Genomic DNA, 19,293 nt, shown 5'->3' on the forward strand with positions numbered 1-19,293 from the left:
TCGGCGCGTTTACGCCAAATTCTTCCCTAGTCGTCAACGTCAGACTAGTCCTCAAACGGGTCCGTCACAAGTATGGTGTCGTCACGCTCCGGGCTGGTGGAAAGCAGCGCCACCGGCGCACCGATCAATTCCTCGACCTGGCGTACATATTTGATCGCCTGGGCCGGGAGCTGCGCCCAGCTGCGGGCACCGACAGTCGATTCCTTCCAGCCTTCGAGCGTGATGTAGCGCGGCTTTGCCTGGGCCTGCTGGGCCTGGCTTGCCGGCAGGTGATCGATATCGACGCCATCCAGCGTATAGCCAACGCAGATCTTCAATTCGTCGAGACCATCGAGCACATCGAGCTTGGTGAGCGCGATGCCGGTGATGCCGTTGGTGGCAACCGACTGGCGCACGAGGGCCGCATCGAACCAGCCGCAACGGCGCTTACGGCCGGTCACTGTGCCGAATTCATGGCCTTTTTCGCCAAGAAACTGGCCGATTTCGTCATGCAATTCGGTCGGGAACGGACCTTCGCCGACGCGGGTCGTGTAGGCCTTGGTGATGCCGAGGATATAGCCGAGTGCACCTGGGCCCATGCCGGAACCGGCAGCAGCCTGACCAGCAACCGTGTTGGACGAGGTGACGAAGGGATAGGTGCCGTGATCGATATCGAGCAACGTGCCCTGCGCGCCTTCGAACAGAATGCGGGAGCCCTTGCGGCGATGACGATCGAGCAGCAGCCAGACGGTTTCCATGAACGGCAGAACGCGGGCAGCGATCGAGGAAAGCTCGGTCATGATCGCTTCATGGCTCACTTCGGCTTCGCCAAGCCCCCGGCGCAGCGCATTGTGATGGGTCAGCAGGCGATCGATCTTGGCCGGCAGCGTATCGAGATCGGCGAGATCCATGACGCGGATGGCGCGACGGCCGACCTTGTCTTCATAGGCCGGGCCGATGCCGCGGCGGGTGGTGCCAATCTTGGTGCCGCTGTTGGAAGCCGCATCCTCGCGGATGCCGTCCAGCTCGCGATGCAGCGACAGGATCAGCGTGGCATTGTCGGCAATGCGCAGGTTTTCCGGCGTAATGGTAACGCCCTGCTTGTCGAGCTTCTCGATTTCCGAGATCAGCGCATGCGGGTCGATGACCACGCCATTGCCGATGACTGCGAGCTTGCCTGGGCGAACGACGCCGGATGGCAGGAGGGAAAGTTTGTAGCTGGTGCCATCGATGACAAGGGTATGGCCGGCATTGTGCCCGCCCTGGAAACGCACGACCACGTCGGCACGCTCGGAGAGCCAGTCGACAATCTTGCCCTTGCCTTCGTCACCCCATTGCGATCCGACCACCACGACATTCGTCATTTCAGTTTTCCTGTTTCCACGCGCCTGTGATGACGCTGTCTTCAAACCCGCGCATCTATACTGTTTTGTTTTTTGGAAAGCGACCCTGTCTAAGTCGGGATTTGGGGTTTTTGCATGGTAAAGACCGCATTTAACCCTCAAAATTTGCACCTGCCCGCAGTTCCGCAAGACGGGATCATCCGGGGATACTGATGAAACGGCCCGGATCGGCGAAATATTCATGCCCGTTCCACGCGCCCGCTTCTTCGCTGCATCGTTGTCGAGCGTGGCGTGAGCCACGCGCCATCCATGGCACAACACAGCAACGGCCAATAATGCGGGCTTGCCTTCTGCGATCCGGATTGATTCAATGCAAGACAAAGCTGTACCGGCAAAAGTCGACAGTGCAACCCCGCCTCTTACCGCCATCACCGCAGCCACCACGCTTTTGCCTTAGGGAATACCGTGCCCATCAATCTGCAAGCTTATATCATCCTCTGCATCACCACCCTGATCTGGGGCGGAAACACGGTGGCCGGAAAGATGGCGATCGGACATGTCAGCCCGATGATGCTAACCGGCATGCGCTGGGTGATTGCCTGTATCGTGCTCCTGATTTTTGCCGCCCCGCAGGTTCGCCGCGATTTTCCGGCGATCCGCAGGAACTGGCTGCTTCTGCTCGGCTACGGCACCGTCGGCTTCACCGCCTTCAACGCCTTTCTCTATTCCGCTCTTCAGTTCACCAGCGCCATCAATGCCGTCATCGAACAGGCCGGCATCCCGATGGTGATTTTCGTGATGAACTATGTGCTGTTTCGCACCGCCTTCTCGATGGCGCAGATCGCCGGGTTCACGCTGACCCTGTTCGGCGTCGCACTGACCGCATCGCACGGCGACCTGACCACGCTGCTCTCGCTCGATCTCAACCAGGGTGACGCGCTGATGCTGGCAGCGGTGCTGGTCTATGCCGGCTATACGGTGGCGCTGCGCTGGAAACCGGCAATCCACTGGAAAAGCCTGATCGCGATCTCTGCCTTCGGGGCGCTGGTCAGCAGTATTCCGCTGGTCATCTGGGAGTTCTCCACCGGCCGGATGATCTGGCCCGATACGCAAGGCTGGATCATCGTCGCCTATGCCGGCCTGCTGCCCTCCCTCGTCTCGCAGATTCTTTACGTGCGCGGGGTCGAACTGATCGGCCCTAACCGGGCTGGCCTGTTCATCAACACCATCCCGATCTTCGGTACGCTGTTGTCGATCGCCCTGATCGGCGAAGCGCTGCAGACATTCCATATCGTCGCGATTGTGCTGGTGTTGGGCGGGATCGCGGTGGCGGAAAAAGGGCACCCGAAGACTTAAGGCACAACGGCCGTCAGAGCATCCGCTCCATATAGACAGCGTCCGCGCCATAGGTGAAAAGGCTCGGTTCAAGCGCCTTCACGGACACCACGGCGAAGCCGAACCGGCGCCAGAAGATATCTGCGCCGCCCACCGCAGTCAGCGCCATCCTGGTAAAACCGGCATTTCGGGCAACGTCGGTCATCGCTTCGATCATGGCAACTGCCGCGCCGCGCCCGCGCATCTCCGGCAACAATGACAGATCATGGACATAGTAGGCGTCGGAGCCGGGGGATATGGTACCGATCAGAGTATCGAGCGGTGGTGGCCGGAACCGATAAACCGGATAGGAAACCAGATAGCCCTTGATATCACCGTCTTCTTTTACGACGAAAAATCCATCGGGATAGAGCCGCAGACGCTCCGCAAAAGTGGCCTTGGCCTCCTGGAATGCGGGGAACACGACAGCCTGAACAGACAGGACACCATCGAGATCACTCGAAACGGCTCTGCTAAAAGTGAAACTGGTCATGAGGAAAACGCAAGACCTATAAGCTGGCAACGATAACGGCGGAAATGAACAAGGGACATGCCGCGCTTGAAACGCGGCATGCCCCTTAAATGGTTGATGGTTCGAGTGACCTTAGTCGACGTTGAAGACCAGCGGCTTTGCCGCCCGGATGGCCGGGTTGGCCCGCAGCTTGTCGAGCACGTCTTCCGACACCGCGCCATCGACATAGAGCAGCGCGATGGCATCAGCACCGGCATTGTGGCGGCCGAGCTGGAAGTTGGCGATGTTGACGCCGGCATCACCCAGCGTCATGCCGATGAAGCCGATCATGCCGGGAACGTCGGTATTGGTGATGTAGACCATGTGGTTGCCGACATCGGCGTCCAGGTTGATGTCCTTGATCTGTATGAAGCGCGGCTTGCCGTCCGAGAACACCGTGCCCGCAACCGAGCGCGTCTGGTTTTCGGTCGTCACCGTCAGCTTGATGTAGCCATCAAACACACCCGTCTTGTCACGCTTGACCTCGGACAGGATGATGCCTTTTTCCTTGATCATCACCGGTGCAGAAACCATGTTGACGTCGGAAACCTGGCTGCGGATGAGACCGGCAAGGGCTGCACTCGTCAGTGCCTTGGTGTTCATTCCGGCAGTCGATCCGTCAAATAGAATCTCGATTTCCTTGATGGCGCTTTCCGTCACCTGGCCAACAAATGCACCGAGAACATCGGCTAGCCGGATGAACGGCTTCAGGATCGGTGCTTCTTCAGCGGTGATCGACGGCATGTTGATGGCGTTGGAAACGGCACCCTTGACGAGGTAATCCGACATCTGCTCGGCGACCTGCAGCGCGACATTTTCCTGCGCTTCCGTGGTGGAGGCGCCGAGATGCGGCGTGCAGACGACGTTCGGCAGGCCGAACAGCGGGCTTTCCGTTGCAGGCTCGACCTCGAACACGTCGAAACCGGCACCGGCGACATGACCGGACTTGATAGCATCGGCCAGTGCCTGCTCATCGACCAGGCCACCACGGGCGCAGTTGATGATGCGCACGCCGGGCTTGGTCTTGGCCAGCGCTTCACGGTTGAGGATGCCGCGCGTCTTGTCGGTCATCGGCACGTGCAGGGTGATGAAGTCAGCCTGGGCGAGCAGCTCGTCCAGCTCGACCTTGGTGACGCCCATCTCTTCGGCCCGTTCCTTCGACAGGAAGGGATCGTAGGCCAAAACATGCATCTTCAGGCCGATGGCGCGCGAGCAGACGATGCCGCCGATATTGCCGGCACCGATGACGCCGAGCGTCTTGCCTGTGATCTCGACGCCCATGAACTTCGACTTTTCCCACTTACCGGCCTGGGTCGACGTGTCGGCCTGCGGCAGCTGACGGGCAACGGCGAACATCAGCGCAATGGCGTGTTCGGCCGTGGTGATCGAGTTGCCGAACGGCGTGTTCATGACGATGATACCGCGGCGCGAGGCAGCCGGGATATCGACATTGTCCACACCGATACCAGCGCGGCCGATGACCTTGAGGTTGGTCGCGGCAGCAATCAGCTTTTCCGTCGCCTTGGTGGCGGAGCGGATCGCAAGACCGTCATAGTTGCCGATGATCGCGGCAAGCTTTTCCTTGTCCTTGCCGAGCTGCGGCTGGAAATCGACTTCTACGCCGCGATCACGGAAAATCTGGACGGCAGTTTCCGACAGTTCATCGGATACGAGTACGCGAGGTGCCATGAGAGGCCTCCATTGGTTTCGTCAAAAATTCTGATTGGTGAGGAGGACCGCGCCTTTTGGCGCGGTCTAAGCCGGTTAGGCCGCTGCCTGAGACAGCGTCGCCTTCTGGGTCGCAAACGCCCAGTCGAACCAGGGCATCAGCGCCTTGATATCCGAGGTCTCGATCGTTGCACCGGCCCAGATACGGAAACCGGACGGCGCGTCGCGGTAGGCGCCGATATCAAGCGCAACACCCTGCTTTTCCAGCAGCGCGACCATGCCCTTGGCAAAGGTATCCTGACCCGCAGCATCGAGCGCTGCCACGTCCTTATCGACGATCTTCAAGCACACCGATGTATTGGACTGCGTTGCCGGATCGACCGCCAGATTGGCGATCCAGTCGGTCTTTGCAACGAAATCATCAATGGCCTTCGCATTGGCATCGGCGCGAGCGATCAATGCCTTGAGGCCGCCGAGCGATTTTGCCCAGTTGAGCGCATCGATATAGTCTTCGACGCACAGCATCGAAGGCGTGTTGATGGTCTCGCCCTGGAAGATGCCTTCGATGATCTTGCCGCCCTTGGTCATGCGGAAGATCTTCGGCAGCGGCCAGGAAGGCTCATAGCTTTCCAGCCGTTCGACGGCGCGCGGCGACAGGATGAGGATGCCATGCGCACCCTCGCCGCCCAGAACCTTCTGCCAGGAGAAGGTGACGACATCGAGCTTGGCGAAATCGAGGTCCTGCGCAAACGCGGCCGATGTGGCATCGCAGATGGTCAGGCCCTTGCGGTCGGCCGGAATGAAATCGGCATTGGCAACGCGGACGCCGGAGGTGGTGCCGTTCCAGGTGAAGACCACGTCGCGGTCGAAATCGACCTCAGCGAAATCGACAAGCTTGCCGTAATCGGCAACGAATTTGCGGGTGTCGGGGAGCTTTAGCTCCTTGACGACATCGGAGACCCAGCCGGAACCAAAACTCTCCCAGGCGACCATATCGACGCCACGCGGGCCAAGCAGCGACCAGAGCGCCATTTCGACGGCGCCGGTGTCGGAGGCAGGCACGATACCGATGCGGTAGTCGGCCGGAACCTGCAGAATTTCACGGGTGAGATCGATCGCCTGTTTCAGCTTGCTCTTGCCAACCTTGGCACGGTGCGAACGCCCGAGGGCCGCATCAGAGAGCGCATCAAGCGACCAACCGGGACGCTTGGAGCAGGGACCAGAAGAAAAATGGGTGTTAGCCGGACGCAATTCCGGTGTCGCAGGGGTCGTCATCAAAGCTATCCTTCCAGATAGAAAGCCTCTCGTTAGGGAGAGGTGGCCTGCCGCCGTGGATATGGCGGACAGGCGTGGAAGTCAAGAATGATGTGTCGTTTCCGGAAAGATTTTTGGCGTTGCCAGCGTTACAGCGACAACAGCCCTTTCAACTACCAAAGCGACAGGCGCAGACCGGCGCGGATTTCGTGGCGGCCAAGGCCGTCGTCAAGCCCGTCGATATCGCTACCATTGAACATGTCGCCATCGGTGATCTGCGAGTAGCGATAACCGACGTCGAGCTTCAGCTGTTCGGTCATGTTGTAGGAAACGCCGGCCATCAGCGCGTAGGTCAGGCGCCAGCTGCTTTCGCCGTCAAAGGTCTGGTTGACCGCAGCAGCACCGGAGCACCCGGCCGCTCCCGGCACGCAGCTGGTGCGCAGTGAGACGTCGTTCCAGCGCAGTTGCGTTACCCCGAGACCGGCACCGACGTAAGGTGTCAAACCAGCCACAGTGGCGAGATCGACATAGCCGTTCGCCATCAGGCCAATAGCCTTGAAGTCGGCCTTGAGGCTGCCGCCGCAAGACGTCCCGGCAGTTTCGCCTTCGCAAGGAGTGCTTGCCCGGCCGCTACCGCGTACGTCCCCCTGGAAATAATCGCCGGTCAAATCGGCCCGGAACATATCGTTGAATTGATAGCCGACACCAAGGGTCCCGGAAAAGGGTTGGTCGAAGTCGTTCTTAAAGGAAGCCGAGCTGGTGGTGCCGGTGCCGGCATCGAACAGGCGCAGCGACGGATCGCCGCCGCGCGTCCATCCGGCGTAACCGAGATCGCCACGCAGGTAGAAGCCCTGGCCGACCGTCTCCATGGGGGAAATGCTGACTTCCGGCGCTTCGAGAAGATCTGCAGCCAGCGTCTGCCCACCGGCAAACAGCAGGATCAGTGCAGATGCATTGAGGAGAGTATGCCGCAACTTCATTTTTGCTGTCCTTGAAAACGGTGACACTGGCAGGAACGCCTGCCGCTTAAATTAATATGTCTCCATCATCGCACGCCCCGGTTAATCTCAAGTTAAGCATGCTTCTTAACCAAACCGGCCCGCAGAACCGAAAAAGGCCGCCCGGATATACCGGACGGCCTTTTAAAACGAAAAGCGTGATGCGCTTACTTGTAGACGATCGGCTCTGCTGGCGGAACGTAAGCTTCAGCACAACCACCGAAGGAGTAACGCAGACCGGCGCGAGCTTCGTGAAGATACATGCCCTTGTCGGAACCCGGGCCGCTATTTGCGTTGTAGCCGAACATGTTGCCACCAAGGACGTGGCGGAAACGGTAGCCGATGTCGGCCTTAAGATTGCAGGTCAGGTCGATCGCCGTACCGGCCATCAGGCCGTAGGTGAAGCGCCACTTGCTGCTGCCTTCGTGTTCAAAGGTCGGATCGCAATTGGATGGATTGCCGGTTTCGCAGCTGGTATTACGCAGCTTGTCCCACTTCACCTGCGTGCCACCGATACCGGCGCCGACGTAAGGGGTGAACGAACCGTAGGTGCCGATATCGACATAGGCGTTGGCCATCAGGCTCCAGGCAGCGATCGCCGAAACATCGCGCGAGGTGCAGGCGATAGCGACACCGCAGCCGCCGGTCGTCGAACCTTCGAAATCCGCATTGCCGAGATAATCGAGCGTCACGTCCGTACGCAGATAATTGTTGATCTGGTAACCGACACCGACACCGGCGGTCCAGCTGTCATCAAGATCGGCATCGTCGAAATCGCGAACGAAGCGGCCAGGCCCTTGATAGAAATTGGCGCCACGCAGCTTGGTGAAAGCGTAGCCGACGTCACCGCGCAGATACCAGCCACTCGCCTCGACGAGTTGGACCGGTTCTGCAACAGGCTGCTCCATAGGCGGCTCATAAAGATCCGCAGCGAAGGTTGCGGTGCTGCCGAGCAAAGCTGCAACAACGCCAATCAAAATAGTCTTCATGGCCACACTCCAATACTTCTTGTTGCCTGGTCGGCCGCAGACCGGCCTCCAACAAAATTGTGTTGACGTGGATCATGGATAAGAAAGGTTAAGGTCTAATTAACTACAAAAATTTACCGTAACTGTTAATGAATGGACTGCACTGCCAAGCAACGTGACCCACTCCTTAAACAACGCATTAAAGAGACCGGGAACAACCCGGTCTCTTTAATTCTCGTCTCTCAAGGCAGATCAGGCGACGTTGCGCACGCCGCCAATGACGCTGATCAGTTCATCGACGATACGCTCGACCTGGCCCCGGTCATCGCCTTCCGCCATGACGCGGATCAACGGTTCGGTACCGGACGGGCGGATCAGCAGGCGGCCGTTCTTGGCAAGCTCGGATTCCGCATCGGCAATGGCCTGGCGCACAGCGGCGTTCTCGAGCGGCATGCCGGCCGATACCCGGACGTTCTTCAGCACCTGCGGTACGGGGTCGAAACGATGGCAGACCTCGCTGACGGTTTTGCCCTGGCGCTTGACGCAGGCGAGGATCTGAAGGGCTGCGACAAGTCCGTCGCCAGTGGTGCCGAAGTCGGAGAGAACCAGATGACCGGACTGCTCGCCGCCGACGTTGAAGCCATGCTGGCGCATGTGCTCGACCACGTAGCGGTCGCCAACCTTGGTGCGGTGCAGATCGAGCCCACGGCCATTAAGGTAGCGCTCCAGGCCCAGATTGGACATCACCGTCGCGACGATGCCGTTGCCCTTGAGCACGCCGTCTTCGGCCCAACTGTTGCCGATCACGGCCATCAGTTGATCGCCATCGATAACCGTACCGTTCTCATCGACGATCAGCACTCGGTCGGCATCACCATCAAGCGCAATACCGATATCGGCCCGCACTTCATGGACCTTGCGCGACAGCGCCGCCGGATGGGTGGAGCCACAGTCGAGGTTGATATTGACGCCGTTCGGCTCATCTCCGATGGTCACCACGTCGGCACCAAGCTCCCAGAGAGCCAAAGGTGCGACCTTGTAGGCGGCACCGTTGGCGCAGTCGATAGCGATCCTTAAGCCTTGCAGCGTCACATCGCGCGGCAGCGTGCGCTTGGCATGTTCGATGTAGCGGTAGATGTCGCCTTCGACACGCTTGGCCCGGCCGATCTCCTGCGATTTAGCAAGCTGTGCCGACATATCCTTGTCGAGAAGGTCTTCGATCTGGGCTTCGATCTCGTCGGAAAGCTTGTAGCCGTCCGGGCCGAAAAGCTTGATGCCGTTATCTTCAAATGGATTGTGGGAGGCGGAAATCATCACACCGACATCGGCGCGGAGCGAGCGCGTCAGCATGGCGACGCCAGGGGTCGGAATAGGTCCAAGCAGAAACACGTCGAGCCCTGCCGCAGTAAAGCCGGCGACCAGTGCATTTTCCAGCATGTAGCCGGAAAGCCGCGTGTCCTTGCCGATCACCACCCGGTGACGATGCGCCCCGTTGCGAAAGATGGTGCCGACGGCAATGCCGACACGCATGGCCAGATCGGGGGTCATTGGAAAAACATTGGATTGGCCGCGGATACCGTCCGTTCCGAAATATTTGCGCTTCATAAAAACTCCAATTTTTATAGGGGTGCCGGCGGCTCACAAACAGAGCGCTTCTGGCGGCATCGCCTTGAATTTCAGGTCAAGCCGAACAGGGGCTGCAAGAAAACCGTCTCCGGGGATCATCAAAGACCGCTTTTCCGCAGCACTCAGGTTCTCAGTATACCGGCGGATATGCCAAACCCCGACACATCCCTTTCGGCGTGCTGCGCTACGTCATGCCATAAATCTTCTGCAACAGCATCCCGTTGTATCATCAGAATTCATTACAGCGCGTTACCAAGCTGGAGCCCGCAGAGCCCAGTCACCACAAACGAAAACCGCCACGCATCAATGCGCGGCGGTTCTCTTTCGATTTTCTACTGTGCGCAGACTATTGCGGCTGCGGCTCAAACCCGCCTTCAGCTTCATCGCCCTTGCCGACAGAACCGTCTTTCTTGGTTCCAGCCGACGGAACGGCCGAACCGCGATGCGGCGTCGAATCGTCGCCAAGGTCACGGGCAGGCTTTTCGCCGCGGATCAGAGCCTTGATCTCTTCGCCGGTCAGCGTCTCGTACTCAAGCAGGCCTTCAGCGATAGCAACGAATTCGCCGTGCATCTCGGTAATGATCCGCCGAGCTTCCATATAGGCCTCGTCGATCAGGCGGCGGACCTCGTTGTCGATCTTCTGCGCCGTCGCTTCAGAGACATTTTTCGTCTGTGAAACCGAATGGCCGAGGAAAACCTCCTGCTGGTTTTCACCATAGGAAACCTGTCCGAGCACGTCGGAGAAGCCCCACTGCGTCACCATCGCCCGGGCAAGCTTGGTGGCCTGCTCGATGTCGGAAGACGCGCCGGAGGTGATGTTTTCCTTGCCGAAGGTAATTTCTTCGGCAACGCGGCCACCCATCATGATGGCGAGACGCGAAACCATCCACTTGTAGCTCATCGAATAGCGGTCGCCTTCGGGAAGTTGCATGACCATGCCGAGAGCACGGCCGCGCGGGATGATCGTCGCCTTGTGCAGCGGATCGGCCACCGGAACCTTCAGCGCCATGATGGCGTGGCCGGCTTCGTGATAGGCAGTCAGCTTCTTTTCGGCTTCGGTCATGGCGGACGAACGGCGTTCCGCGCCCATCATGATCTTGTCCTTGGCGTCTTCGAACTCCTGCATGGTGACGACGCGCTTGTTGCGGCGTGCGGCCATCAAGGCGCTTTCGTTGACGAGGTTCATCAGATCGGCACCGGAGAAACCGGGCGTACCACGAGCCAGAACCTTGAGATCGACATTCGGAGCAAGCGGAACGTTACGGACGTGCACCTTGAGGATGCGTTCGCGGCCGTTGATATCCGGGTTCGGAACGACGACCTGACGGTCGAAACGGCCTGGACGCAACAGTGCCGGGTCAAGAACGTCGGGACGGTTAGTCGCAGCGATCAGGATAATGCCTTCATTGGCCTCAAACCCGTCCATCTCGACCAGTAGCTGGTTGAGGGTCTGCTCGCGCTCATCGTTACCGCCGCCAAGACCGGCACCACGATGGCGGCCGACAGCGTCGATTTCGTCGATGAAGATGATGCAGGGTGCGTTCTTCTTGGCCTGCTCGAACATGTCGCGGACACGGCTTGCGCCGACACCGACGAACATTTCAACGAAGTCCGAACCGGAAATCGTGAAGAACGGCACATTGGCTTCGCCAGCAACCGAACGCGCAAGCAGTGTCTTACCGGTACCGGGAGGGCCGACAAGCAGCACGCCGCGCGGAATACGGCCACCGAGGCGCTGGAACTTCTGCGGATCGCGCAGGAATTCAACGATTTCTTCCAAGTCCTGCTTGGCCTCGTCCACGCCTGCGACGTCATCAAACGTCACGCGGCCGTGGGCTTCGGTCAAAAGCTTGGCCTTCGACTTGCCAAAGCCCATCGCACCACGCGAACCACCCTGCATCTGGCGCATGAAGAACAGCCAGACACCAAGAATGAGAAGCATTGGCAGCAATGTGCCGACATAGCTCAGGAAGCCGGACGAACCATCGGTCTCGGGGCGAACCGTGACGGTTACGTTCTTGGCTTCCATGCGCTCGGTAAGGGCGGTATCGATCGCTGGCGCATAGGTCTGGAAGGTCGCACCGCTCTCGGAGTACGAGCCGATTACCTTGTTGCCGGTGATCACCACTTCCTTGACGCGACTTCCGTCAACATCCTTCAGGAACTGGGAAAAGGGAACTTCCTTCGATCCAGTACGCTCGGTCGGCTGCTGGAACATGCTGAACAGCGCGATCAAAAGCAGGGCAATGATTGCCCAAAGTGCAAAATTTCTGAAATTAGGGTTCATCGAACTCCCCGGAACCTCTGTAGCAACCCGCAATGATTTGTGGCTGCATTCTTGCCCCTAACATAGGGTTGCGTGACCGGCTTGCCAAGGCAAACTCAAGACTAACCTGACTTTTCCGTCAAAACACCGTAAACCGGAAGAGTAGAATAGGGGTCACGGCCAAAGAGCGCGGCAATGCTGTTGGCCATCATCAGGTCGAAACACGGCAAAAAGGTGTCGTAAAGGCTGATGTGCGTTTGCACGCAAGGCGTTGGCTGCAAAAGAGCCGGGGCATCCGGGTGAAACGATACCTCCGCCATCGCAGAAAAACCGATAGCGGATTTGACGGCGCGTTTGGCCACCGGCTCGGGCAGGCCTGCGGCAATCAGTCTCGCGCGCAATTCAGCCGTTTCGTCCCTTGCATGAACGGCAATACGGTCCGTACCGCTATTCGTGACTAGAAAGCGGCCATCCCAAAGCGTGCATTCACCCGGTTGCAGCTCGATTTGCGGCAAGTCCCTCGCCTCGCGATAGAGATAGAGCCCCGACTTGCGGCGATCGAAAACAACACGCCCGGCCGTCATCCGGCGCCCCTCTGCATCGCTCAGAAACGCGGCAAGCCGTGCGGCCGTCTCGCGGCCGGCAATGTGATGACGTCCGCCAATCACAGCGGCAATTGACAGCAGCGTGCGCGCACTATCCGGGTCAGCCATATCGGCGAAGAGAGCGGGATCGATCCGCGCCACCAGACCGTCGAAACCTTGCACATGCTGCGCAACCAATAGCGCAGCGCGCGCGCTCGATCCAATCCGGGCTCTGCTAGCAGCAAGGATATCTACGGACGACGGCCCGCTCTCGGTCAGCGCTTGGCGCACACGCACGCGCTCGAAGCGACGGTTGCTGTTGCTCGGATCATCGAACCACCCCTCCCCTCGCGTCACAAGAAAGGTACGGATTTCTGGCCTGTAGAGATGGAGGAAGGGACGCCAGACCCATGCACGACGGTCGACAAGAACCCCGGCCGCCATGCCAGCCAGACCCGGCGCATCGGGCCCTGACCGGCCTTGCCGCATGGCAATCGTTTCGATCTGGTCATCGGCGGTGTGGGCAGTGACGATACAGACGGCTCCGATCTCCTGCGCCGCATCGGCGAGCAGTCCATAGCGTGCTGCGCGGGCAGCCGCCTGAATACCGGTTAAGGGCTTGTCGCCCTGCCACTGGCGGATGATATGCGGAATGCCTCTAGCAGTACAAAACGCAGCGACCCCGCGCGCTTCCTCAGCGGATTCGGGCCTCAGCGCATGATCGACGGTACAGGCTGATAAAGAAAAAGCTGAGAAGCCACCAAAGGTGATGGCTTCGTGCAGTGCCAGAAGCACACCTTTTGAATCGCTGCCGCCGGAAACAGCGGCGAGGATCATGCCGGGGGTCTTGAACGTGGAGAGAAATCGTTTTGCCGCCTCGACGACGGCGTGCGGCGCGCCGCGACCCGCCTCAGCAGGCAAGGCGGCCCTGTTCGCTGGCAACTTTGGTCTTTACCGCCTGCGAAGCCTTCGGATAGCGCTTGTTGACCTCACGCAGCGTGGCGCAGGCCGTGTCCTTGTTGTCGAGCGCGGCCAGCGACATGCCGAGCTTCAAAAGCATCTCCGGTGCCTTCGGCGACTTGCTGTAGGCCTGGTGCGCATTCAGGAACGTCTTGGCAGAATCGCTGAACTTGCCCTGCGAATATTGCGCCTCACCCATCCAGAAGCTCGCATCTGCGGCTTTTTCACCCTTCGGGAACGCTTCGAGATAGCTGCGGAATTCATTTTCTGCCGTGCTGTAATCGCCCGTCAGCACATGGCCATAGGCGGACTGATAGAGATCGCCGGGATTGTCGAGCGCTGCCGTCTGCTGCTGGCTGTCCGGCGTCTGGTTGATGCCCTGATCAACACCGGGAAGCGATGATTCAAGGCTCGACGTATCCTGGTTTGCAGCAACGGGATTGCCATTTTCGTCAAAGACGATCTGGCCCAGCGTTGATGACGGTGCGCTTGGGTTGGCACCGGCGACAGTACCCGATCCCAAACCTTCGTTGGGATCGGTTACTGTCGCCTGATCAGTCGTTGCCGGCGCTGTGCCGGAAGCCTGATCGGTGGTGCGTGGTGTCTCCAGCTGGCTCTTCTTGGTAGAACCCGACTTGCCGCCCTCCAGTTCCTGGAAACGAAACTCGTTGTCCTCCTGGAACTTTCGGATCTGTTCCTGCATCTGCAGGAGCTGGAAACTCATTTCCTCGATACGCCCGTTAAGCGAGCGGATCTGTTCCTCAAGCTGCCCGACGCGTCCAACCTCACTCGACTGGACCTTGAGCAGCGGCGCCTTGCCCGGCGATTGGGCTTCGCCGTGGATTGCGCGGTTAAACAGCGCGGAAAGCGGCATGGCGGTCACTGTCTGTCCAAAGCCAGCAAAGGCAGTCAGGCTGATCAATCCCGCCACGACAAAATGTTTCATGTCATGTGTCCTGTTTATGTATCCACTCTCACCCGAACCGGTTCAAATCGGCCGCCGGATGATTGCCGCACAGTTTTCTAATTGGCCTCAAAAAGCAACGGAGTTCGGTAAAAGTGTGACAAAAAAGAAAGAATGCCCCGTGATGGCCCTTTCTTCGGTGTGTTGACCGCAACCACCGCAATGCGCAAATCCTCTTGCCAAAGTTAAAAACTAAATTCAATATAAAACTGGTTTTAATTCGCAATCACATTTCCTGGATTGAGTTGCCTGTGCAGAAGGAGAATCCGGCATGGCAGATTTGACGATCACGCGTGGTGAGGTGGAACTTGCCACCGAGACATTCGGACATTCTTCCGACCCGGCTTTGTTGTTGATCATGGGCGCGATGGCCTCGATGCTCTGGTGGCCGGAAGAATTCTGCAGACAACTCGCCGATCAAGGGCGCTTCGTCATCCGCTACGATAACCGCGATACCGGCTTGTCCACGACCTATCCGCCGGGCAGTACGCCCTACACCCTTTCCGACATGGCGGAGGATGCGGTGGCGGTCCTTGATGGCCACGGGATTAAAGCCGCCGACATCGCCGGCATGTCGCTCGGCGGTTTCATCGCCCAGCGTGTCGCGCTCGCCCATCCCGATCGTGTCAGGACACTCACCATCCTCAGTTCAAGCCCGCTGGGGATCGAGGACCTGCCGCCGTTCACGGAGGCTTATAGCGCGCATGCAGCGACCGGAGAGACCGTTGACTGGACCGACCGCGCTGACGTCCTCGATTTCATGATGCGCGACGTAAGCATGATTGCCAGCACAACACACCCGCATGACGCAGGCGCCGCGCGGCTGTTCGTCGAGCGGGACATGGATCGCGCCCGCTCTTTCGCGAGCGTCACCAACCACTTCATGCTCGAAAACGGAGACGGCGATAAGCGCCCGGCTGCGGCCGATCTACGCGTTCCCCTCCTCGTCATTCATGGAACCGCCGACCCGATCTTTCCGATCGCCCATGGCGAGGCTCTGGCGAACGCCGTCAGCGGCGCGAAGCTGCAACGCATTGAGGGCGGCGGCCATGAACTGCATCCGAACGACTGGCCGCAGATAACACGTGCCATCGCCACGCATGCCGGGCCGCTTGATATGAAAAAACCGGCCGCGTGGACATTCACACGGCCGGTTTGATATCAGAATAATGCTATGTAGCCGGGCAATTACATGCCGGCGCCACCGAGAACCGTGACGGCGCGGCGGTTCTGCGACCAGCAGGAAATGTCGTCGCAAACGGCGACCGGCTTTTCCTTGCCGTAGGAGATCGTGCGGATCTTCGAGGCCGAAATGCCGCGCGAGGAGAGATATTCCTTGGCCGATGCAGCGCGGCGTGCGCCCAGTGCCAGGTTGTATTCGCGGGTGCCGCGTTCGTCGGCATGGCCTTCGACCGTGATGGCGTAGTTCGGATACTTGGCCAGCCACTGAGCCTGACGATCAAGCGTTGCCTGGGCGTCTGCACGGATCGAGGTGGAATCCGTATCGAAGAAGATGCGGTCGCCGACATTGACCGTGAAGTCCTGGGTCGAACCCGGGGTCGCCGCATTGGCGCCGAGGCCGAGATCGCCGGCGCTGTTCATCGGCTTCTTGGCGCAGGCGGCAAGCGCCAGGCTGGCAAAGAGAGCGATCATGATCGGGTTGCGGGCGATGGATTGCATGCGGCCTGCGGCCTGGGCGTGAATGCGGCTCATGGGCCGGTCTCCTTGGATGGTCTGAATTCAGGGTTGCCAGACTGTAACCGGAAGCGGTTAATCCCATTTCAACAGATATGGTTAACAGTTTGTCAAAATCGGCTTGTAGGCTTGCTAGATCAGTCCTTTGCGGCGAGAAAGCGGCGATTTTGCCATATTTCCCGCCGCACCGTCACAATGCTATTCATGGGCTATTCGAGAAGCGGCGACCAGGCCGGGTCGGATGCAAAGCCCTTGGTCTGGACCAGCTGTTCGTTATAGCCGGTCAGATCGATCGAATAGAGCTGCGGCCCACCGGCACCGGCGTTCTGACGGAAGAACATCAGGACGCGGCCGTTCGGGGCCCAGGTCGGGCCTTCATTGTGGAAGCCTGTCGTCAGGATACGTTCGCCCGAACCGTCCGGCTTCATCACCCCAATCGAGAACTTGCCGCCCGATTGCTTGGTGAACGCGATCAGGTCTCCGCGCGGTGACCAGACGGGGGTCGAATAGGAACCATCGCCGAACGAGATGCGGTTCTGTCCGCCACCGCCCGAGCTCATGACGTAGAGCTGCTGGCGGCCGCCGCGGTCGCTTTCGAAGACGATCTGGCCGCCGTCAGGCGAATAGGACGGCGAGGTATCGATTGCGGCGGTCGAAGTCAGGCGTGTCGTGGTGCGTGAACGCAGGTCCATCGTGTAGATGTTGGCGTTGCCATCCTGCTGCAGGCTCATGATCACCCGCTGGCCATCCGGCGAGAAGCGCGGCGCAAAGGTCATGCCGGGGAAATTGCCGACCACTTCGCGCTGTCCGGTTTCGAGCTGCAGCAAGTAAACGCGCGGCTCGTTGCCCTCGAACGACATGTAGGTGATTTCCTGCTTGTTCGGCGAGAAACGCGGCGTCAGCACGATATCGTTGGAATTGGTGATACCGCGTGCGTTGGCGCCATCCTGGTCCATGATGGCCAGCTGCCGCTTGCGCGCCGTCTTCGGGCCGCTTTCGGCGACATAGACGATACGGGTATCGAAATAGCCCTTTTCACCGGTGATCTGCTCATAGATCGCGTCGGCGATGATATGGGCGACACGGCGCCAATTTTCCGGCTGGGTGAAGAACTGCTGACCCGCCATCTGCTGGCCGGCGAAACTGTCCCACAGGCGGAACTCGGCCTTCAGACGGCCGTCGCCTTCCTGGGTGACGCGGCCAGTGACCAGCGCCTGCGCATTGATGACCTTCCAGTCTTCAAAACGGGGCGCTGCATCCGGGTTGGTGATCTTCTCGATGAAGGCCGTCTTGGCGATCGGCGCAAACAGGCCGGAGCGCTTCAGGTCGGCTGCGACGACGTCGGAGATTTTCTGGCCCAGTTCACCCTGCAGGAAGTCGGTGATGGCGATTGGCAAAGGCTCGACATTGCCCTTGTTGATATTGATTTCCACGCGCGCATAAGCCGGCGCGATCACCAGAGTGACCATCGTCGCGATCGCGATCAGAAAACGGAAGGGGTTGCGTTTCAACATTGTAACGGAGCCTTTCAGCCATTCATTCGTGTGATATTCTAAAGCATGGAGCTTGGATCGAAATTGACGACCACTTCGCTCCAGGAATCATATTTGTCTGCCGGCAGATTATCGAACGGTGCCGACTTCATGATGGCCCGCCGCACACTGCCCTCGAAGGTCCGCCGCGCGGCATCCGTGCCGCCGGACGCAACCACTTCAGGCCGTCCGATGATCTCGCCATCCTTGCCGAGCTGCATCGTCACCGTGATCGTCAGCCCTTCGGCACCGGAAATCCCGGCAACCACAGACCAATTGTTCTGGATTCGGCCACGCAACGCATCCATTTCGCTGACGGAAAGCGTGTTGCCGGTGGTTTTCTTGGCTCCAAGCGAAGCCGTTTCGGTGGACCGCTTCGTGCCGCCACCAGACGAATCCTGCTTGTTGAGAAGAGCCGCCACTTCGTCAGCATCGAAATCCGACTTCATGGCCGTCGAGGTCTTTTTCTTTTCCGGCTTGTTCTCTTCGTTCTTGCGATCCGGCGTTTTCGCCGTCTGCGCCGGCTGTTCTACCTTGGGCTTTGCCATCGGCGTCGGAACCTTGTCCGGCAGAGCTTCAGCATCGGGTTTTTCCGCAGGCTTTTCCTCCGCCGGGGTCTCGGCAGGCTTAGGATCGGGCTTGACCTCCTCCTTCGGCTCCGGCAACGCGGCGACTTCCGTCGCAGGCTCGGATGCCGGTTTTTCTTCGGTCACCTCGGGCGTGTCCTGCTTCACCGGTTCAGGTGTCGGCAACGGCTTTTCTTCAGACTTGATCGCGCCGGTCGATTCCTTCTCGATCGGCTTGGATTCCGGTTTTGGTGGTGTTTTCAGATCGACACTGTTGTCGCCGGTATTTTCACCATTGTTGAGTTCAGCGGGCTTTTTTGTCGGGACAGGCGAAGGCTTTTCAGACTTCGGGGCCTTTTCGTCTCCCTGCTGCAACTGGGTCAGCTCTTCGACAGACACCATATCGACCGGAATGGACTCCATGCTGGAGACCTCGAACGATTTGGGACTGCCAAGCGACACCAGCGCCCAGGTCAGAACCAGGCCATGTAGCACAGCGGATGTGATGAGACTGCTCTTCATCGTACGCGCTCTACTGGCCCTTCTGCGGCTGGGTGACGAGACCGATATTCTTGAAGCCGGCTTCCTGAATGCGCGCCATGACATCGGCGATCACGCCGTAAGGTGCCGTCGCATCACCGCGCACGAAGATGCGCTCGCTGTAGCCCGTCGTGGCGATAGCCTCGAGCTTGGCTGCAACCTCTTCGACCGGAATCGGCGTTTCCTGCAGGAAGACCTGGCCGTCGCTCTTCACCGAAATCGTGATCGGCTGGGTTTCGGCATTGAGCGCCTTGGCCTGCGTTTCCGGCAGGTCGATCGGCACGCCGACGGTCATCATTGGTGCTGCAACCATGAAGATGATCAGAAGAACCAGCATGACGTCGACGAACGGCGTCACGTTGATTTCGCTCATGACGCCCTTGCCGCCGCGGCCGCTACGGCCACCACGGCGACGGCCGCCACCCTTCGATCCACCTGCTGCTGACATACCCATGGTCTATCTCC

The 19,293-nt window shown here is 59.3% G+C and carries 16 protein-coding genes; 2 read left to right on the plus strand and 14 right to left on the minus strand.

What is annotated here, in order from left to right:
- Positions 1 to 44: 44 nt before the first annotated feature.
- Complete coding sequence (locus ACQY8Q_RS08055; RefSeq protein ID WP_113241962.1) at positions 45 to 1,343, minus strand: adenylosuccinate synthase; 1,299 nt, start codon at positions 1,341 to 1,343, stop codon at positions 45 to 47.
- Between the two features lie 450 nt (positions 1,344 to 1,793).
- Here ACQY8Q_RS08055 and ACQY8Q_RS08060 point away from each other — a divergent pair, with 450 nt between their 5' ends.
- Entirely contained in the window at positions 1,794 to 2,678 is an 885-nt protein-coding gene (locus tag ACQY8Q_RS08060) for a DMT family transporter (protein WP_428429709.1), read from the plus strand.
- Between the two features lie 13 nt (positions 2,679 to 2,691).
- On the opposite strand, the gene ACQY8Q_RS08065 is transcribed toward ACQY8Q_RS08060, so the two are convergent.
- From ACQY8Q_RS08065 to ybgF, 9 genes are all read right to left on the minus strand, one after another.
- Entirely contained in the window at positions 2,692 to 3,189 is a 498-nt protein-coding gene (locus ACQY8Q_RS08065; protein WP_428426124.1) for a GNAT family N-acetyltransferase, read from the minus strand.
- Positions 3,190 to 3,300: 111 nt separating this feature from the next.
- Positions 3,301 to 4,896, minus strand: a complete 1,596-nt coding sequence (gene serA / locus ACQY8Q_RS08070; RefSeq protein WP_428426125.1) for a phosphoglycerate dehydrogenase — start codon at positions 4,894 to 4,896, stop codon at positions 3,301 to 3,303.
- A gap of 75 nt (positions 4,897 to 4,971) precedes the next feature.
- Complete coding sequence (locus tag ACQY8Q_RS08075) at positions 4,972 to 6,150, minus strand: phosphoserine transaminase (RefSeq protein ID WP_428426126.1); 1,179 nt, start codon at positions 6,148 to 6,150, stop codon at positions 4,972 to 4,974.
- 152 nt (positions 6,151 to 6,302) lie between these two features.
- Entirely contained in the window at positions 6,303 to 7,109 is an 807-nt protein-coding gene (locus tag ACQY8Q_RS08080) for an outer membrane protein (protein ID WP_428426127.1), read from the minus strand.
- Positions 7,110 to 7,294: 185 nt separating this feature from the next.
- Positions 7,295 to 8,116 carry an outer membrane protein gene (locus ACQY8Q_RS08085; RefSeq protein WP_428426128.1) on the minus strand — a complete coding sequence of 274 codons (822 nt, stop codon included), beginning with the start codon at positions 8,114 to 8,116 and terminating at the stop codon, positions 7,295 to 7,297.
- A 231-nt stretch (positions 8,117 to 8,347) separates the two neighbouring features.
- Positions 8,348 to 9,700, minus strand: coding sequence for a phosphoglucosamine mutase (gene glmM, locus ACQY8Q_RS08090; RefSeq protein ID WP_428426129.1), 1,353 nt, complete (start codon positions 9,698 to 9,700; stop codon positions 8,348 to 8,350).
- 367 nt (positions 9,701 to 10,067) lie between these two features.
- Entirely contained in the window at positions 10,068 to 12,008 is a 1,941-nt protein-coding gene (ftsH, locus tag ACQY8Q_RS08095) for an ATP-dependent zinc metalloprotease FtsH (RefSeq protein WP_428426130.1), read from the minus strand.
- A 101-nt stretch (positions 12,009 to 12,109) separates the two neighbouring features.
- Positions 12,110 to 13,408 (minus strand): tRNA lysidine(34) synthetase TilS, encoded by a 1,299-nt coding sequence (gene tilS / locus ACQY8Q_RS08100; protein ID WP_428429710.1) that lies wholly within the window; start codon positions 13,406 to 13,408, stop codon positions 12,110 to 12,112.
- Positions 13,409 to 13,481: 73 nt separating this feature from the next.
- On the minus strand, positions 13,482 to 14,477 hold the full coding sequence (gene ybgF, locus ACQY8Q_RS08105; RefSeq protein ID WP_428426131.1) for a tol-pal system protein YbgF: 996 nt from the start codon (positions 14,475 to 14,477) through the stop codon (positions 13,482 to 13,484).
- Positions 14,478 to 14,766: 289 nt separating this feature from the next.
- Between ybgF and ACQY8Q_RS08110 the strand changes: the two genes are divergently transcribed.
- On the plus strand, positions 14,767 to 15,654 hold the full coding sequence (locus tag ACQY8Q_RS08110; protein ID WP_428426132.1) for an alpha/beta fold hydrolase: 888 nt from the start codon (positions 14,767 to 14,769) through the stop codon (positions 15,652 to 15,654).
- A 29-nt stretch (positions 15,655 to 15,683) separates the two neighbouring features.
- Here ACQY8Q_RS08110 and pal read toward each other — a convergent pair whose 3' ends face one another.
- From pal to tolR, 4 genes are all read right to left on the minus strand, one after another.
- Positions 15,684 to 16,208: a peptidoglycan-associated lipoprotein Pal gene (gene pal, locus ACQY8Q_RS08115; protein WP_318413879.1), complete on the minus strand. Its 525-nt coding sequence runs from the start codon at positions 16,206 to 16,208 to the stop codon at positions 15,684 to 15,686.
- A gap of 191 nt (positions 16,209 to 16,399) precedes the next feature.
- Positions 16,400 to 17,704: a Tol-Pal system beta propeller repeat protein TolB gene (gene tolB, locus ACQY8Q_RS08120; RefSeq protein ID WP_428426133.1), complete on the minus strand. Its 1,305-nt coding sequence runs from the start codon at positions 17,702 to 17,704 to the stop codon at positions 16,400 to 16,402.
- Positions 17,705 to 17,742: 38 nt separating this feature from the next.
- Positions 17,743 to 18,810, minus strand: coding sequence for a cell envelope integrity protein TolA (locus ACQY8Q_RS08125; protein WP_428426134.1), 1,068 nt, complete (start codon positions 18,808 to 18,810; stop codon positions 17,743 to 17,745).
- A 10-nt stretch (positions 18,811 to 18,820) separates the two neighbouring features.
- A complete protein-coding gene (gene tolR, locus ACQY8Q_RS08130; protein ID WP_113317157.1) occupies positions 18,821 to 19,282 on the minus strand; it encodes a protein TolR in 462 nt (153 codons plus the stop codon).
- Between the last annotated feature and the right edge of the window lie 11 nt (positions 19,283 to 19,293).

Source organism: Pararhizobium sp., assembly GCF_965279435.1.
Taxonomy (GTDB): Bacteria; Pseudomonadota; Alphaproteobacteria; order Rhizobiales; family Rhizobiaceae; genus Pararhizobium.

Bases quoted from the DNA above. Each gene is read 5' to 3' on its own strand.
- ACQY8Q_RS08055 (WP_113241962.1), bottom strand. From the start codon at position 1,343: ATGACGAATGTCGTGGTGGTCGGATCGCAATGGGGTGACGAAGGCAAG.
- ACQY8Q_RS08065 (WP_428426124.1), bottom strand. From the start codon at position 3,189: ATGACCAGTTTCACTTTTAGCAGAGCCGTTTCGAGTGATCTCGATGGT.
- serA (WP_428426125.1), bottom strand. From the start codon at position 4,896: ATGGCACCTCGCGTACTCGTATCCGATGAACTGTCGGAAACTGCCGTC.
- ACQY8Q_RS08075 (WP_428426126.1), bottom strand. From the start codon at position 6,150: ATGACGACCCCTGCGACACCGGAATTGCGTCCGGCTAACACCCATTTT.
- ACQY8Q_RS08080 (WP_428426127.1), bottom strand. From the start codon at position 7,109: ATGAAGTTGCGGCATACTCTCCTCAATGCATCTGCACTGATCCTGCTG.
- ACQY8Q_RS08085 (WP_428426128.1), bottom strand. From the start codon at position 8,116: ATGAAGACTATTTTGATTGGCGTTGTTGCAGCTTTGCTCGGCAGCACC.
- glmM (WP_428426129.1), bottom strand. From the start codon at position 9,700: ATGAAGCGCAAATATTTCGGAACGGACGGTATCCGCGGCCAATCCAAT.
- ftsH (WP_428426130.1), bottom strand. From the start codon at position 12,008: ATGAACCCTAATTTCAGAAATTTTGCACTTTGGGCAATCATTGCCCTG.
- tilS (WP_428429710.1), bottom strand. From the start codon at position 13,408: ATGATCCTCGCCGCTGTTTCCGGCGGCAGCGATTCAAAAGGTGTGCTT.
- ybgF (WP_428426131.1), bottom strand. From the start codon at position 14,477: ATGAAACATTTTGTCGTGGCGGGATTGATCAGCCTGACTGCCTTTGCT.
- ACQY8Q_RS08110 (WP_428426132.1), top strand. From the start codon at position 14,767: ATGGCAGATTTGACGATCACGCGTGGTGAGGTGGAACTTGCCACCGAG.
- pal (WP_318413879.1), bottom strand. From the start codon at position 16,208: ATGAGCCGCATTCACGCCCAGGCCGCAGGCCGCATGCAATCCATCGCC.
- tolB (WP_428426133.1), bottom strand. From the start codon at position 17,704: ATGTTGAAACGCAACCCCTTCCGTTTTCTGATCGCGATCGCGACGATG.
- ACQY8Q_RS08125 (WP_428426134.1), bottom strand. From the start codon at position 18,810: ATGAAGAGCAGTCTCATCACATCCGCTGTGCTACATGGCCTGGTTCTG.
- tolR (WP_113317157.1), bottom strand. From the start codon at position 19,282: ATGGGTATGTCAGCAGCAGGTGGATCGAAGGGTGGCGGCCGTCGCCGT.